The organism is Micromonospora sp. C28SCA-DRY-2, from assembly GCF_030519475.1.
Classification (GTDB): Bacteria; Actinomycetota; Actinomycetes; order Mycobacteriales; family Micromonosporaceae; genus Micromonospora.
In genome coordinates this window covers 1,634,600-1,648,669 of the sequence record NZ_JAUMKD010000001.1, presented here as the reverse complement: position 1 = coordinate 1,648,669, position 14,070 = coordinate 1,634,600, and the positions used below count along the sequence as shown (strand labels likewise).

The window sequence follows — 14,070 nt, the reverse complement described above, 5'->3', positions numbered from 1 at the left end:
GCTGATTTGGGCCGGGGTGCCGGCTCGGGGCGGCGTCGGCGGTGCACGGCGCACGGCGTCGCGCTCGGGGCCCCGTTCGATCGGGCTCCGGCGCCGACGCCGTGGCCTTTCCCTGCACCCCCCGCAGGTCTGTCTTCACTCAACGCCTCCCGGGGGCGTTTGTCCCCCACCCGCGGCAGGAATCAGCCGTCCGGGCGAGGATCAACGGCACGACGAGACGGGCGGGGCATCGGTCAAGTCGACGGACATGGATGGCTGCACGGCGTAGTCGGCCGGCGACGGCTGTGGCGGGCCGGAGTCGGGCGGTCGTCGTAGGGTGGGAGCCATGGGCATGCTCTGCGCGGTCAGCTTCCAGCGGTACGGGCGCCTCTACTACCTCGACCCGGGCGAGCTGAATCCACAGGTGGGCGACAAGGTGCTGGTGCCCACCGACGACGGGCCCGAGGTGGCCGAGTGCGTCTGGGCCGCCCAGTGGGTCACCGAGGACACCGCCGGCTTCCCGAAGCTGGCCGGGCTGGCCCAGGAGGAGGACCTGCGCCGCGACGAGGCGCTGCGCCGCCGCAAGGCCGAGGCGAAGGTCGCCGCCAAGCGGCTGATCCGGGAGCACGGGCTGCCGATGAAGGTGGTGGCCGTGGACCACGTGCTCGGCGGTGGCGAGGGTGGCGGCGAACGGAGCACCATCTACTTCACCGCCCCGCACCGGGTGGACTTCCGGTCGCTGGTCCGCGACCTCGGCGCGACCCTGCACTGCCGGGTCGAGTTGCGCCAGCTCTCCGCCCGCGACTCGGCCCGGGTGCAGGGCGGCATCGGCTCCTGCGGTCGGGACCTGTGCTGCGCCACCTTCCTCACCGACTTCGAGCCGGTCACCATCCGGATGGCCAAGGACCAGGACCTACCGCTCAACCCGCTGCGCATCTCCGGGGCGTGCGGCCGGCTCATGTGCTGTTTGAAGTACGAACATCCCTTGTACGCGCGGTTTCAGGAGTCCGCGCCGGCGACCGGCGAGCGGGTCACCACACCGGAGGGCAGCGGTCGGGTGGTCGGGCACAACGTGCCGAGGGACGCGGTGCTCGTACGGCTCGACGCCGACGGCTCGCGTTCCATGTGCTCCCGCGCCGACGTCTGCGGCTCCCGCCACGCCTACGACAACCGCCACCCCCCAACCCCACCCCCCTCCCCACCCCTCCTGCGTTGATCATGAGGTTAGCGGCGAAGGTGATCGCCGATGGCGCCGCCAACCTCATGATCAACGCGCCGGTTCCGGCGTCGGGGTGGGGTTGGGGAGGGTGATGGGGGGTTCGGCCAGGCGGGGGGTCAGGGGGTCCTTGGCAGTCAGCCAGGAGGCGGTGGGGGAGGGGTCGGGGTTGACCTGCCAGTGGCGGGCTACGCGGTCCACCGCGATCGGGTAGATGGTGAGGGTTCCGTCGGGGTCGATGCGGAGCCGGAGGAACGCCTTCGCGTCCTCGATGCCCTGACCGGCGAAGAGTTCGTTGACGTTCACCCCGAACGCCCCCGCCACCAGCAGGTACGCCGCCACCAACTGGCTCGCCACCAGCCCGCTCACCGGGCCGTACAGCACCGCCGCGGCGACCACCGGCAGCGGCCACGGCCAGTCGTGGAAGGGCAGCGCCAGCCACCCCCAGGTGCCGGCGGCGGCCAGCCCGACGTGCGCCAACCCGTGGCCGACGCCGAGGATCCAGTGCCGGGCGTGCCGCTTGCCGCCGGAACTGGGCGGCTTGGCGAAGAAGGCCGCGCCGAGCAGCGTCACCAGCAGCATCAGCACCAGCGGCAGGCTGAACAGCCGCTGCTCGGTGCCGGTGCGGTTCTCCACCACCCCCACCATGGCCAGCATCAGCAGCGTGTGCAGGGTGCCGAGCAGGGTGGTGAAGCCGGGGTTGCGCAACGGCAACCGGGGGAAGATGCCCCAGGCGTAGCGCCGGGAGCGGGCCGTGTCCGGGTAGCGGCCGGCCAGGTCGTACGGGCGGCTCGGGCTGGCCCGCCGGGCCAGGGTGTCCCGCGGCGGCACCTCGATCCGCTCCGGGAGCTTGTGCGTCGGGTAGAGGTACGCGCCGCCGCTGCCGCAGGTGACGAGCTGGCGATCCGGGCCGGCGTACCGGGCGTAGTGGTGCAGGTCGCCGGAGATGAGCAGTCGCACCTGCGCCCCTGTCGGCGCCACTATCGTACGGATGAAGTAGTCGATCGAGTCGTACGCCGTGGGGTGGTCGACGGCCTTGACCCAGGTCGGCGCCGGCACGGCCACGATCACCTTGCTCTGCGGGCCCAGCTTCTCGGCCACCGTGTCGAAGTAGGTCAGCTGCGGGTCGTCCAGGTACGAGCCGGACTGGTCGTCCAGGCCGAGCAGCCACCAGTCGGCGGGCAGTTCGACGGCGAAGTACGAGCGGGACTGCCCGGTCGCCCAGCCGCCGAAGTGCCGGTCCCGGGACCGGACGAAGAGCCGCAGGAAGGCGGTCAGCCCGTCGTACCAGTCGTGGTTGCCGGGCACCGCGAAGAGGGTCGGCTTCTCCGGCGGCGTGCCCGGCAGCGCGGCCTGGTAGGGGCCCTTGCAGCGGTCCTCGTACGCCTCGAAGGCGGCCGACGGGTAGACCTGGTCGCCCCCCATCACCAGGGTCTGCGCCCGGGGCAGCCGGTGCCCGTCCACCTCCAGCTCCGGCTGGGCGAGCAGGTACGCGACCGAGTAGGTGGCGTTGAAGCCGTCGCCCAGGTCGGCCACGTAGTCCAGCCAGAGCCCGCCGTCCGGCCCGACCTGCCGCTCGATCCGGGCCTCCAGCGAGTTCTGCAACTCCCGCTTGTCCAGGTACGCCCCGAAGAGCATCGCCAGCAGCGTACGGATGCCGGTGCTGATCAGCAGGAACGGCGCGAGCCACGGCACCGGCTTGCGTGGGGTGAAGCCCAGCTCCAGCGGGTCGGTCGAGCGTGGCCGGCGGGCGAGCCGCCCGCCGGTCGCCTCGCTGCCGTCGGGGTCGTCCGGGGCGGGCACCGGGGGGTGATCGTCGGTCACCCGCCGCAGCGTAGTCCCGCCCGGCCGGCATCGCTGTCCGGCGAACGTACGGATCGTGCCGGATGTCGGGGTCGCTGGCGTCGGGTGGGCATCCCGTTCGGTCGGGGCGGGTCGGGTGCCGTACACTTGACGATCGTTGCCGCCTTAGCTCAGTCGGCTAGAGCGACGCACTCGTAATGCGTAGGTCGACGGTTCGATTCCGTCAGGCGGCTCGGTACGGAAGCCCAGGTCAACGGCCTGGGCTTCGCCGTTTTCAAGGTCGACAACCGCGCCGCCGTGCCAGTCCGCAAATAGTCCGCATCCCGCGCCGCGACCGCCTCGTCCAGCCGGTTGGCGACCGCGTCCAGGTCGGCACCGAACAGGCCCGCGCACACGTCCAGCGTCATCGACGCCGCGAGTCGATGGCTTGAGCTGCACCTGAGCCGCCATCCACTGCGTGGCCCAGGCGCCCACCGACACCCGCGCCCGAGCCGGGTCGATCCAGTCGCCGCGCGAGATGGCCGCCTTGGTCGCCGTCTCCCACCGCAGTTCCCAGGCATGCCGTTGTTACCCGCCGGCCGGGGCGGTGGCAGCGTCGGTGGTGACGCCAAGGAGGGCCTTGACCCACTCGCGGCGGTCGGCGAGGGTCTTGCCGGACCACTGGCGGAAGATGAGGACGCGCCGGCCGTCGATGCCGAGGGTGTCGCGCTTGTGGACCTTGTTCTTGCAGTTGCCCGGCTTCAACCCGCGCCGGGCCTTCTTCGGCTGGACGCCGTAGAGCAGCCGCTAGTCGGTTCATGAAGGCTCGGTGTGCCAACCACGGTCGTAGATCAGGTCGGGCCTTCCTCCTAGGGTTTGATGCCGATACCGTGGCGAGATGTTCAGGCGCATGGCCATCTCGGCAGTCGTCGCTCTGGTGGTCGCCGGCGGTGTTATTGCGTATGTCTGGTGGCAGGACGCCAGATTCACTGAGTGTCAGAGACGAGCCACTACGCTGGGGGCCGTCTCGCTATTGATGGAGCAGCCAAACGGAGTGCAGCCAGACACGCCGTACTCGGGATGCGACGTGGACCGGCTAGTTGCCTACGCAGGCCGCCAGTATCAAGGCGAAGCTAGCGAGCAGGCCATCGTCTCTTTCTACCAACAAATAGCGGAAAGGGATGCGTGGCTGGTGACGCCCTCCGGTGCAGGCGTTGCCAAACTGTGCGCGAGAAAGGACGTTGGCAGTGGCACGGTCTATATGAACCTTTCGTTTCCGTTGCCGGGCACCTTCGATCTGCACATCGCCGATTCGCCCGACTCAGGGGCCCATTGCTGACGTGTGTGCAAATCGAGGGGGACGCGAGCGGTCGATCACCTTTTGAACTGGCGCTCCGGGCCGCCTGGCCGGGCAGTCCGCACCTAGTCCGCAAGGGGCCGACCGACAGCGGGGGAGTGATGGGAGTTGTCGAGAGGCGGCAGCCAAACATCATTCACCCGACCACAGCGCCCCCTCCAGTCGTGACGCGGCTTCCCGCGCGATCTCCGGAGCCAGGTGTGCATGGATGTTGAGGGTGGCGCTGATCCGGGAGTGGCCGGGGATCTCCATGACCACCGGGGCCTGCGGGCCGACCGGACCCGTCACCGGAAGCGGGCCACACGTCCACAGCGGCACTGACGGCAGTGACCAGCCCATAACCCTACGGTCGGCTGTTGATCCGTACCGTAGGTCGCGGCGGTGGGATCAGCGGGCCGGCCAGGTTCCACAAATCGTCAGGCATCCATTGCAGGATCAACCGCGCGTCCACAGTAGAGATGGTCTACCGGAGCCGGCCGCCCAACCGCCACCGGAGGCACGCCTTGGGGCGCACTGAACAGCGGCAGGGTCGGAATTTCATGATCGCTGGAGGTGTTGCACCGCCCGTCAACAGCAGTCGCGTGAAGGGCTCTCCCGTGCGTGCCATACAGATCAATCGCTTCGGCGCACCCGACGTTCTCAGTCTCGTCGAGGCTCCCCAGCCTGAACCAGGTTCTGAGGAGGTGGTGATCCGGACAGTCGCGACCAGCATCAATCCGGTCGACGACAAGACGCGGAGGGGCGCCATCGGCGAGGGAACACCCCCGCTGCCGATGACGCTTGGATGGGACCTGGCTGGCATCGTGGTCGACGGCGGCAACAGCGGTCTGCGCGCCGGGGAACGCGTCATCGCGATGTCGCACCAGCTCAGCGCCGGCCGGGGAACCTGGGCCGATCTGGTTGCGCTTCCTGCGCTGGCGGTAGCCCCCGCGCCGGAGGCGGTCAGCCTGGTCGAGGCAGCGACCCTGCCGCTTTCCGGGCTGACGGCGTTGCAGACTCTGGACTGGCTTGCGGTGTCTGCCGGGGAGCGACTGCTGGTCGCCGGTGCCGCAGGCGCAGTTGGAGGGCTGGCACTGCAGATCGCTCGCACACGTGGCGTCGAAGTCGACGCTCTGGTCTCCCGGGACGCGCAGGTCGCCTTCGCCCATGGGCACGGCGCGGGCCTCGTCACCACCGACAGCCGCGATCTACAAGAGCGCAGCTATGACGCCGTCTTCGACACCTTCGGGGCTTTCGTGACCGAGGCTGTGGCTGACGGCGGCCGATATGCGTCGATCGCCACCCAAGCCGGGCCGGTCCCCGACCTGTCCGCACGCGGTGTCCGTACCACCGTTCACCAGGTGCAGGAGGATGGCGCGGGACTGAACGAGCTCGCCAAGCTCGTCGACCGCGGCTCTGTGCACCTGCGTGTGCACTCCACCTTCGGCCTGCACGAGATCCAAGCCGCACACGAACGCTTCCTCCACGGCAGCCTGGCAGGAAAGATCACCGTGACCTTCTGAGACTTCTGATCCTCCGGCGTGCCCCCTGGCCCGAGGGTCAGGGCAAGATGCTCATCCCGGACGGCTCACCCGGCCCCTGATCCCAGACTGGTATCCGCCTCCCGGCTAGTAATCAGCGAAAGATCAACGACAACGCTGGTCAGTGCCGGTACCGCAGGGCGGCGATGTCGCTCGCGCCGCCGATCGGTCGACCAGCGTTGCCGTTGATTCGGGCTGGCCGGGGTTACGAGACATCCCTTAGTCAGCGACGTGGATGACGACTTTGCCGCGGCGTTTGGCCGTCTCGAGCGCCTCGTAACCTGAGCGCGTCTCAGTGAGGGGCAGCACGCGGTCCAGCACCGGCCTCAGCCGGCCGCTGTCGACGAACTCGGCGATGGACCGCAGCGCGTTCTGGTCGGGCTCGACGATGAAGTACACCCCACGAACGCCATGCCGGGCTGCTTCCTGCTCGTCGGGAGGCGCGGCGAGGGTGACCAGGACACCGCCCGGCTTCAGGACCGACCAGGACCGCGCCTGTGTGGCCCCTCCGACGAGATCGACGACCACGTCCACGTCGCCGACGTGATCCTCGAAGCGGTCGTGCGCATAGTCGATGACCTGCTCGGCACCCAGACCCTTGACGAACTCCAGGTCGGCCGCCGCGGCCGTGGCGCTCACGCGAGCACCGAGACCGGCCGCGAGTTGCACCACGAAAATCCCCACGCCGCCGGCGCCGCCCTGCACCAGCACGTGTTGGCCGGCCTGCACGTCGGCGTGGTCCACCAGTGCCTGCCAGGCACTCAGGGCAGCCAGTGGGAGCGCCGCGGCGTGGTCGTGGTCGACGGTGGCGGGTTTGGCCGCCACGACGGCCGCGGGCAGGACGACGTACTCGGCGGCCGCGCCATCGCGAGTGAAAGGGATCAAGCCATAGACGGCCTCCCCTTCGGCGGGGCTCTCCACCCCCGCGCCGGACGCCGCGACGACTCCGGAGAATTCGTGCGACGGGATGATCGGGGTGCGCTCGGGTCCCGTCCCGTCCGAGGTGTGCGTCCAGGTTTCCGGCCAGGTGAGCTCATGGGGTGTCATGGAAGCGGCCTTCACGGCCACCAACACCTCTCCGGGCCCCGGCTCGGGCCGCGGCGCCTCCTCGTACACGAGTTGTTCCGGCCCGCCCCTGGTGTGGGCTCGCACGGCGTGCATCGTGCTCATCCGACGGCTGCTCCCTCCCACCGCATTCGATCAGCCACCGGCCGCCCCTTGGCGATGAACCGCAGGCCAACTCCCGCATTATCCGGCAGTTCGGCAGCCGCCTGCCGGACTTCCGGAACCCTTGCCCCCTCGGTGCGGAAGCGCGCTGGATCAGGGGCGCTCCAGGGCGGCGGCACGCGGCGGACGTCGGGTGGCGACCGCCGAAGCGTGCACCGGCTGCCGACAGACGTGGCGCCATGTCGATGTGGGTGACAGGTGGCTCGCCGCCTCAGCTCATCCGTCCGCCGCGATTGCCGCGATGGCGGCGTGTGGCCGTTGAGTGCCTTCGCTGGGCCGTTGCAGGCGCTCGACCTCCGCGAAGCCGGCTCGCGCCAGTCGCTCGGAGAACTCGTCGACGGGCCAGCGATAGGCGGTAACCACCTTGTGGTCGAAGGCTTCGACCTCGTCACCCACGAAGAGACCGAGCACCAACCGTCCGGCCGGGGCCATCACCCGCCGGAACTCGGCGAGCTGGCCGTCGAGATCGTCCGGCGGCAGGTGGATCAACGAGCCCCAGGCCAGGATGCCGGCGATGGATCGGTCGGCAACGGCGAGGTTCTCCATCGACCCGAGTTGGTAGCTGCCGCCCGGGTGGGCTGCCCGCGCATGGGCGATGAACTCGGGGACCATGTCGATCCCCGTGGCGTCGGCGCCCAGCGAGCGAAGGTAGTCGGTGATATGGCCGGGCCCGCAGCCCAGATCGAGCACCGTGCCCGGCCGGCCCGCCAGGTGTCGCCCGATGAAGGCGAGGTCGTCGGGGTGTACCTGCTGCCGTGTTCCGAACAGCTCGATGTAGAGCTCCGCGACGGACCCGTATGCCTGCCGGACCTGCTCCAGGTTCACCACGCGACAGTACGGGCTGTCGGAGAGGCGGAGCTGGCCGGGGCCGACGCGACCGGTTTCTCGAGGTCGACCACCCCCTGCTGGTCGATGAGGCTGCCGGCCGGCAGCATGTCCTCATGGCCATCAAGCGCACAGTGCCCAACTTCGCGACCGAGAACATCGCGGAGGCCACCGCCTTCTACGTCGAGGTACTCGGCTTCGAGGTCGTCATGGACATGGGCTGGATCGTCACCCTGAGTGATCGCGCCAACCCGGGAGCCCAGCTGAGTCTCCTGACCCACGACGCCACCGCGCCGGTCGTCCCCGACGTGTCGGTGGAGGTCGATGACGTCGACGCCGCGCATCAGGCCGCCCGGAATGCCGGCGCCGAGATCGTGCACCCGCTCACCGACGAACCATGGGGAGTCCGACGCTTCTTCGTGCGCGACCCCAACGGCAGGGTCGTCAACGTCCTCACCCACCGGGGCTGATCCACACGGATCGTGGTCATCGTCTCCAGAACAGGAGGTGGGTGACCCCGCTGGGGCTCGGCACGGACTCGAGGTGGAAGCGGTCGAGAAGCTCCGTGTGGCTGTACCACAGCCGTTCGCCGCGGCCGAGGTCGACGGGCGCGACGGCGATGTGCATGGTGTCGACCAGGTCGGCCTCGATGAACTCGCGGATGGTGGCGACCCCACCACCGAGCCGTACGTCCCGACCGGCGGCGGCTTCCTTGGCCCGGGCCAGCGCCTCCGCCGGACTGGCGTCGAGGAAGTGGAACGTGGTGTCGGACAGGGTGAACGACGGGCGTTCGTGGTGGGTGAGGACGAAGACCGGCGTGTGGAAGGGTGGGTTGTCTCCCCACCACCCCTGCCACTCGTGGTTCTCCCAGGGGCCACGTTGGGGGCCGAACTTGTTCCGGCCCATGATCTCCGCGCCGATGTTGTGGTCGTGGTCGCGGGTCAGAAGGTCGTCCAGGCCGCGAGTGCCGCCGGGTTCGGTGCGGTACACGAAGCTGGCGGTGGCGGCGCGCCAGGAGAACAGCGGGGTGGGGTCGGCGTGGCCGAAGGGCCGCTCCAGGCTCTGCCCCTCACCGGCGCCGAACCCGTCACGCGACAGGTTGAAGCACTGCACCCTCAACAGTTGCGACACCGATCCTCCCTCAGGCAATTCCGGTTGCAATCTACAACCGGTTGGACCCAAATACACTGGTTGCATGCCGCAAGCAGTTGGTGCTCGTCGCCTTCCCGTGCCCGAGGGGAAGTCGGGGTGCCCGATCAATCTGACCGCCGAACTGTTGGGCGACCGATGGAGCCTGGTCGTGCTGCGGGACGTCATGTTCGGCGGTCATCGGCACTTCCGCGAGCTGCTCACGCATTCCGTCGAGGGCATCGCGTCGAACATCCTCGCCAGCCGCCTGTCGAAGCTCGTGGAAGCGGGCCTGCTCAGCCGACACGACGACCCGAGCCACCGGCAGAAGATCGACTATCGGCTCACCGAGGCGGCCATCGAACTCGTTCCGGTCATGGCACAGCTCGGTGCCTGGGGTTCCCGATGGCTCCCCACGACACCCGAGCTGTCGATCCGCGCCGAACTCCTCGCCGCCGGCGGTCCGAAGATGTGGCAGCGGTTCATGGACGAACTCCGCGCCGTCCACCTCAAGGGCCGCCCGCAACCCGCCGACGGCGTCCTCGCCGAGCTCACCCTGGCCTACGAGCGCGCCGCGGCCGCCGCTGACCGGCCCCGGTAGCGCGGCCGGCATCCGGCCCGGGGCCGGAGGTGGCACCCCGATCCCGCGCCGGAAGTAGTTTCGCCCCCGCTCAGCTGAGCCCGGTCGGTACCAGGAGGTACGCCCGTGCTGGTTACCTCACGGCAAGGCGTACGCGGGAGCGTTGGCCCGGCCGGCCCGGTTCCTGGCCGTGGCCGACCCGGAGACCTGGTTGCGGACGGTCGCGATGAACCTGGCCCGGACCCGCGTGATTGCATGACCTGTCGGTGAGCGAGTAACAGTCGCCGAGGAGGCGTCCGATGTTTCGAACCCCGCAGGTCATCCTGTTTAGCGAGGACGTCGCGTGCGCCGCGAGCCGTCTGGCGCGGTCCGCGCCGGGTGCGCCGAGGTCAGCGCGCACCCCAGCCCGGCGCGCCGGAGGCGACCGATTCCACAGGGGATTCCCGACCGTCGGCTTGGCTACGATCGGGGGCGGCAGGTCCAGCACACCCGATCGGGGGCCGGATGCGGGTCGATCAATTGTGGCGGTATCCGGTGAAGTCGGTGGGCGGCGAGTCCCTCACCTCCGCCACCGTCGGCGCGTACGGGATCGAGGGTGACCGGGTGATCGCCGTGCACGACGAGCGGGACGAGGTCACCTGGGCCGGCGCGATCCCGGGGCTCATGCGGGTGCGGGCGGTCACGGTGGGCGAGGGCGTGGCCGAGCTGGTCCTGCCGGACGGCGAGCGGTTCCGCTCCGACGCGCCCGACGCCGGGGCCCGGCTCAGCGCCGCGGTCAACGCCAAGGTCACCCTGGCCGCGCACCGACCGGACCAGCCGGACGCCGCGCTGCACGTCCTGACCACCACCTCGCTGCGCAGCCTCGACCGGGCGCTGCCGGAGAGCGCGATCGACGTCACCAGGTTCCGGCCCAACCTCGTGCTGGACGGCGTGCCGGGGGCCGGGCACCCCGAGCACGACTGGCTCGGCCGCCGGATGGCGATCGGCGCGCTGCGGTTGCGTTTCACCGGGGGCTGCGACCGGTGCGTGATGATCACCAAGGAGACCCCGACGGTGCCGCACGACCGCGGGGTGCTGCGCTGGGTCGCCCGCGAGTTGGGCAACACCCTCGGCGTGTACGCCGCTGTCGAGTCACCCGGTCAGGTTCGCGTCGGCGACGAGGCCCGCTGGCTCGACTGAGCGTGGGGACGGCCCGCGCCCGGGGGCGCGGGCCGCCACGCCGCCGGGCGGGTCAGCTCGGCGTCGAGCCAGTCGAGCAGCGTGCGGGTGTACTGCTCACTGATGCTGGCCAGATCCTCGCCCCCGCCGAGGATGGGCAGGTGGTCGCAGCCGTCGAGCCGGCAGACGCTCAGCCGCGCCGAGCCGCCGGCGGTGGCGCGCCGCCAGGTGGCGATGCTCGCGTCCACCGGCACCCAGGCGTCGGTGGCGCCGTAGTACAGCAGCACCGGGCAGGTGACCCGGGCGAACACCGGTGCCGGGTCGAAGTCCATGTCGGCCCAGGTGCCGGGCTGGTCGGGCAGCTCGCGGGGCACCCAGGCCAGCGGGAACCAGACCCGGCCGGCGGCCCGGTCGACGGCCCGCTGGGCGGTCTGCCGGTCCAGCCGCCCGCGCAGGTACTCCTCCACCGTGGACCGGAGCCGGCCCAGCTCGGCGAGGTCGGTGTCGGCGTACCCGTGCCGGCGGAGCTGCTCGGCGGTGCCGTAGCGCATCTGGGCGGCGGGGCTGACGCCGCTGCCGGAGACGAGGACCAGGAACGACACCAGGTCGGGATGGCGGGTGGCGGCCAGCGGGGCGGCCCAGGCGCCCTGGCTCCACCCCCACAGCCCGATCGGCGCGTCGCCGACGTGCCGGCGCAGGAGCCGGACCGCCGCGGCCGCGTCGTCGGCCTGCCGCACCAGGGGTACGTCCCGGTCGTTGACGCGCGGGCGGCGGTCGAAGCGCAGCACCGCGACACCGGCGCCGGGCAGCAGCCCGGCCAGGTGGGCGTAGCAGAAGTACGACCGCTGCCCCGCCCCCGCCCCGTGCAGCACGACCACCGCCCCGCGGACCGGGCCGGCCGGCAGGTCGAGCGTGGCCGGCAGCCGTACGCCGTCGACCTCGATGGTCAGCTCCATGGCCGGCAGTCAAGCACGGACGGCGACCCGGCCGGGGACCCGCCGCCCGTGCCGCGGCGGGTCAGCAGTCGTAGTTGTGCTCCCGGAGCAACTGTCGCACCCTGTCGGGGCCGGGACTGTTGCCTCCCCAGCCGTCCACGTCGGTGTCGTTGACCTCCTCGATGTTCCAGTGGTCGCCGCGCAGCGAGTCCGAGTTGTACGCGGGGTGCCGGAGGGTGACCTCGCAACTCGTCGGGTCCGCGTCGGTGTTCACGGTCCACGTGAAGACGTACGCCACGGTGCTCTTGCGTTTCTTGTTCTTCCGCATGGAGGTCTTCGTCTCGGGGGACACCCGCACCGAGTCGAAGCCGGCCTTGCTCAGCTTGTTCGCGTACTCCTTCCCGGCGTCACCGTCGCTGCCGCAACCGGCGAGGGCCACCAGGGCCATCGCGACCGGCACCGCGACCGGGGCGTACTTCCTGCTTCTCACACGGCCTCCTGGCGTAGTGCTGCGAGGGGTCCGCGGGATGGGCCGACCGAGTGCCCGGACCGCGGCGCCATCAAGGTAGGAGGCCCCGGCAACTGACGCGGTCGGCAGCGTCGCCGGACGACCGGCAGGCGGCGCGACGCCGAGCGCCGCCGCGTTTCGGCCACCACCAGCCGAGCGGCGCGGATCGTCGTGACCCCGGATGCCGCTACCCGGAGGTCGATGTCCGCGTGCTCTCCCGGGCCAGCAGGGTGTGCGGGGTCACCACGGTGACCGGGGCCGCGTCCGGGCGGGCGATGCGGGCGACGATGCGGGCCACGGCCTGGCGGGCGAGGAACGCGGGGTCGGCGGCGACGGTGCTGAGCGCCGGCCGCGTCCAGCGCCCCTCCTCGCTGCCCCCGACGCCGATCACCGCGAGGTCCTGCGGAACACGCACACCGGCGTCGGCCGCGGCGCAGAGGGCGCCGATCGCCAGGGCGTCCGAGGCGCAGACGACGGCGTCCGGTCGTCGGCGCTGGCTCAGCAGCGCCCGGGCGGCCCGGTAGCCGTCCGAGCGCTGGTCCGCCGGGACCTGCTGGAGGTGACCGGGGAGCGGGTCCCGGCCGGCGGCGCGGAGCACCTCCGCGTATCCCTGGCGGCCGATCGTGGCGGAGGGCTGGCCCGGTGCGACGCCGATGGCGGCGATCCGCGACCGGCCGGTGGCCACGAGGTGGTCGACGGCGTCCCGGGTGGCGCGGGCGTGGTCGATGCCGACCCGGTCGGCGGACCCGCCGGCGGTGGCCTGGCCGAGCCGGACGACGGGCGGCCCGCCGGTGGGTGGCTCGGCCGGAAGGTCGGTGAGCAGGAGGCAGCCGTCGACCGACAGCGGAGGAGTCGCGACACCCTGGCACTCCGGGTCGACCGGGTCGATGACGACCCGGTAGCCGTGCCGGGCCGCCGCCCGGACGACGGCCCGGGCGAGCACGCCCACCCCGTCGGCCTCCGCCACCGTCAGGGCGAGCACCCGGGTCCGGCCGGTTCGCAGCGTCCGGGCGGCCCGGTTCGGGTGGTAGTCCAGCGCGGCCAGGGCGGCCTCCACCCGGCGCCGCATCCCGTCGCTGACGTGCGGATACCCGTTGACCACGTTGGAGACGGTCTTCACCGAAACCTGGGCCAACCGCGCCACGTCGCGGAGCGTGGTGGACATCGCCTTCCCTCGGTCGCATCCGTGCTACACCATCAAACGCACTTTGATGGTGTACAAGGCTGTTACACCTGTCAAGGCGATACGCTGGTGTCACGTGAGGGGGTGGTGATGAGCGAGGAGGACGTGATCCCGCCCGCCGCCCGCCTGGTCCGGGACTTCGTCAACACCTTCGAGCCGCAGGTCGACGAGGAGAGCCTGACCACCCCCGACCAGCTCCGCGACTGGTTCGCCGGACGGGGGCTCCTCCCCCCGGGCGCCCGGCTGCGGGCGGCCGACCTCGCCGTCGCCCGGGCGGTGCGCGAGGGTCTGCGTGCGGTGCTGCTCGGCCACGCCGGCCATCCCGCCGACCCGGCCGCGCTGAGCCGGCTCGACCAGGCCCTGGCCGAGGTGCCCGTCCGGATGACCTTCACCGAGACCGGCCCCCGCCTCGTCGCCGTCCGCGACGCGGTGTTCGACCAGGCTCTGGCCGCCCTGCTGGACGCCGTCCGGCAGTGCGGGGCGGAGCAGAGCTGGGCGAGGTTGAAGGCGTGTGCCCGGGACACCTGCCGCTGGGCCTACTACGACGCCTCCCGGAACCAGGCCCGCCGCTGGTGCTCCATGGCCGGCTGCGGCAACTACGTCAAGATGCGCCGGGCGTACGCCGTCCGACGGCGCAGGGCGACCGCCGGACCGGACACGCCGTAACCACCG

At 71.2% G+C, this 14,070-nt stretch carries 14 protein-coding genes, 1 tRNA gene and 1 pseudogene; 8 read left to right on the top strand and 8 right to left on the bottom strand.

The features are described 5' to 3' along the window. Positions 1-325 precede the first annotated feature (325 nt). The gene (locus tag Q3W71_RS07790; protein ID WP_302918577.1) at positions 326-1,195 is read left to right on the top strand and encodes a regulatory iron-sulfur-containing complex subunit RicT; all 870 of its coding nucleotides are present in this window, start codon (positions 326-328) and stop codon (positions 1,193-1,195) included. Between the two features lie 51 nt (positions 1,196-1,246). Here the strand turns inward: Q3W71_RS07790 and Q3W71_RS07785 are convergent, their stop codons facing one another. Then, positions 1,247-2,998, bottom strand: coding sequence for a metallophosphoesterase (locus Q3W71_RS07785; RefSeq protein ID WP_302918747.1), 1,752 nt, complete (start codon positions 2,996-2,998; stop codon positions 1,247-1,249). A 159-nt stretch (positions 2,999-3,157) separates the two neighbouring features. Here Q3W71_RS07785 and Q3W71_RS07780 point away from each other — a divergent pair. Beyond that, a tRNA-Thr gene (locus tag Q3W71_RS07780) sits at positions 3,158-3,231 on the top strand. 367 nt (positions 3,232-3,598) lie between these two features. Here the strand turns inward: Q3W71_RS07780 and Q3W71_RS07775 are convergent. Further along, positions 3,599-3,781 (bottom strand): annotated as a pseudogene (locus Q3W71_RS07775) (replication initiator); the annotation flags it as partial. Positions 3,782-3,875: 94 nt separating this feature from the next. Here Q3W71_RS07775 and Q3W71_RS07770 point away from each other — a divergent pair. Together Q3W71_RS07770 and Q3W71_RS07765 are read left to right on the top strand one after the other, a co-directional pair. Then, complete coding sequence (locus tag Q3W71_RS07770; RefSeq protein ID WP_302918576.1) at positions 3,876-4,316, top strand: hypothetical protein; 441 nt, start codon at positions 3,876-3,878, stop codon at positions 4,314-4,316. 614 nt (positions 4,317-4,930) lie between these two features. Next, positions 4,931-5,836, top strand: coding sequence for an NADP-dependent oxidoreductase (locus Q3W71_RS07765; RefSeq protein ID WP_302918575.1), 906 nt, complete (start codon positions 4,931-4,933; stop codon positions 5,834-5,836). Between the two features lie 237 nt (positions 5,837-6,073). On the opposite strand, the gene Q3W71_RS07760 is transcribed toward Q3W71_RS07765, so the two are convergent. Both Q3W71_RS07760 and Q3W71_RS07755 read right to left on the bottom strand, forming a co-directional pair. Beyond that, complete coding sequence (locus Q3W71_RS07760) at positions 6,074-7,024, bottom strand: NADP-dependent oxidoreductase (protein WP_302918574.1); 951 nt, start codon at positions 7,022-7,024, stop codon at positions 6,074-6,076. 273 nt (positions 7,025-7,297) lie between these two features. Further along, positions 7,298-7,906: a bifunctional 2-polyprenyl-6-hydroxyphenol methylase/3-demethylubiquinol 3-O-methyltransferase UbiG gene (locus Q3W71_RS07755; protein ID WP_302918573.1), complete on the bottom strand. Its 609-nt coding sequence runs from the start codon at positions 7,904-7,906 to the stop codon at positions 7,298-7,300. 116 nt (positions 7,907-8,022) lie between these two features. Between Q3W71_RS07755 and Q3W71_RS07750 the strand changes: the two genes are divergently transcribed. After that, positions 8,023-8,376, top strand: a complete 354-nt coding sequence (locus tag Q3W71_RS07750) for a VOC family protein (protein WP_302918572.1) — start codon at positions 8,023-8,025, stop codon at positions 8,374-8,376. A 16-nt stretch (positions 8,377-8,392) separates the two neighbouring features. Here the strand turns inward: Q3W71_RS07750 and Q3W71_RS07745 are convergent, their stop codons facing one another. Then, a complete protein-coding gene (locus Q3W71_RS07745) occupies positions 8,393-9,037 on the bottom strand; it encodes a dihydrofolate reductase family protein (RefSeq protein ID WP_302918571.1) in 645 nt (214 codons plus the stop codon). A gap of 64 nt (positions 9,038-9,101) precedes the next feature. Between Q3W71_RS07745 and Q3W71_RS07740 the strand changes: the two genes are divergently transcribed. Both Q3W71_RS07740 and Q3W71_RS07735 read left to right on the top strand, forming a co-directional pair. Further along, entirely contained in the window at positions 9,102-9,635 is a 534-nt protein-coding gene (locus tag Q3W71_RS07740; protein WP_302918570.1) for a helix-turn-helix domain-containing protein, read from the top strand. A gap of 483 nt (positions 9,636-10,118) precedes the next feature. After that, complete coding sequence (locus Q3W71_RS07735) at positions 10,119-10,793, top strand: MOSC domain-containing protein (RefSeq protein WP_302918569.1); 675 nt, start codon at positions 10,119-10,121, stop codon at positions 10,791-10,793. On the opposite strand, the gene Q3W71_RS07730 is transcribed toward Q3W71_RS07735, so the two are convergent. The 3 genes from Q3W71_RS07730 to Q3W71_RS07720 all read right to left on the bottom strand — a co-directional run bounded on the left by Q3W71_RS07730 (position 10,754) and on the right by Q3W71_RS07720 (position 13,380). Beyond that, on the bottom strand, positions 10,754-11,728 hold the full coding sequence (locus tag Q3W71_RS07730) for a S9 family peptidase (RefSeq protein ID WP_302918568.1): 975 nt from the start codon (positions 11,726-11,728) through the stop codon (positions 10,754-10,756). The genes Q3W71_RS07735 and Q3W71_RS07730 overlap by 40 nt on opposite strands. Before the next feature lie 61 nt (positions 11,729-11,789). Continuing rightward, entirely contained in the window at positions 11,790-12,197 is a 408-nt protein-coding gene (locus tag Q3W71_RS07725) for a hypothetical protein (protein ID WP_302918567.1), read from the bottom strand. A 205-nt stretch (positions 12,198-12,402) separates the two neighbouring features. Further along, entirely contained in the window at positions 12,403-13,380 is a 978-nt protein-coding gene (locus Q3W71_RS07720; RefSeq protein WP_302918566.1) for a LacI family DNA-binding transcriptional regulator, read from the bottom strand. A gap of 108 nt (positions 13,381-13,488) precedes the next feature. Between Q3W71_RS07720 and Q3W71_RS07715 the strand changes: the two genes are divergently transcribed. Further along, positions 13,489-14,064, top strand: coding sequence for an ABATE domain-containing protein (locus Q3W71_RS07715; protein WP_302918565.1), 576 nt, complete (start codon positions 13,489-13,491; stop codon positions 14,062-14,064). The last annotated feature ends 6 nt before the right edge of the window (positions 14,065-14,070 follow it).